Annotated in this window: 1 protein-coding gene; it reads left to right on the forward strand. The window is 70.4% G+C overall.

All coding sequences use genetic code 11. The features are described from left to right. The coding region (locus tag D7X55_RS43795) for a hypothetical protein (protein ID WP_158626495.1) at positions 1 to 1051 on the forward strand (1051 nt) is incomplete at both ends.

Below are 1051 nucleotides of genomic sequence, written 5' to 3' on the forward strand. Positions count from 1 at the left end.
CTCCCACCCCCACCGGGCCCTCGCCGGACGAAGTGAACCGCGTGTGCTCCGGCGTGCACTGCACCGCGGGCTACTGCACGAGCGAAGGCGGAGTGGCGGCGTGCCGCTGTGGCCCCAAGGACCAGGAACTGGGCTCCACCTGCGAGGTGGACGAGGTGGACGACTTCGACCAGTTCCCCAACCCGGGTCCCCAGGCGCAAGGGCTCCCCGTGGTCGCGCTGTCCGGCAGGCTGCACCGGTTGGACGTGGACAGCTTCACCTTCCAGGGGGTGAAGGGCCGCACGTACCGCTTCACCTGCACGCCGGAGGGCTTCCAGTCGTGCGACCTGGCCATCTCCCCCTGGCCGACCGCGTACGACCGCGGGCTGGTGACCTACGAGGGCCGTGACACCGTGCTCACGGTCTCACTGACCTACAGCACGACGTACACCGCCTCCGTCGCCGCATGGCCCGCGGGCTTCTCCATGGAGCGCGGAGCGTACACGGTGTCCCTGGTGGAGGTTGGGGACCCGGAAGGGGATCCGGACGTCCAGATGGCCCCGCTCCTCACGGACGGCACGCCCATCCGGGGCCACATCGACTTCCGGGGGGACGAGGATGCCTTCACGTTCACCGCGCTCGAGGGACACGTGTACCGGGCGCGCTGCACGGGCCAGGACCTGCGGCCGGCCATCGAGTCGCTCCGGTACTTGATGTCGTGGCGCAACTTCGAATGGGAGGAAGGCGGCAGCGGCACGGCGGTGGAGAAGTTGGAGGCCGGAGCGTACCGGCTGCGGATGGCATCCAACGCGGCCCGGGGCACCGCCGGCTATGAGTGCACGCTGGAGGATCTGGGCGCGGAGGACCACGCGGACGAGGGGGACCGGGCCACGGCGCTGCCCGCGTTCGAGTCGGAGCTGGCGGTGACGGGAGTGCTGGAGACACGCTCCGACGTGGACTGGTTCAGCTTCCCCGCGAAGGCGGGCCACGCGTACGACCTCGTCTGCGACCGCACCACGCAGTCCGTGTGTGACTTCACCTTCATCGACCTCCCGGGCACCCGCCCGGGAGG

Origin of the sequence: Corallococcus sp. AB049A, from assembly GCF_003668885.1 — a bacterium.
In the GTDB taxonomy this organism is placed as follows: domain Bacteria; phylum Myxococcota; class Myxococcia; order Myxococcales; family Myxococcaceae; genus Corallococcus; species Corallococcus interemptor.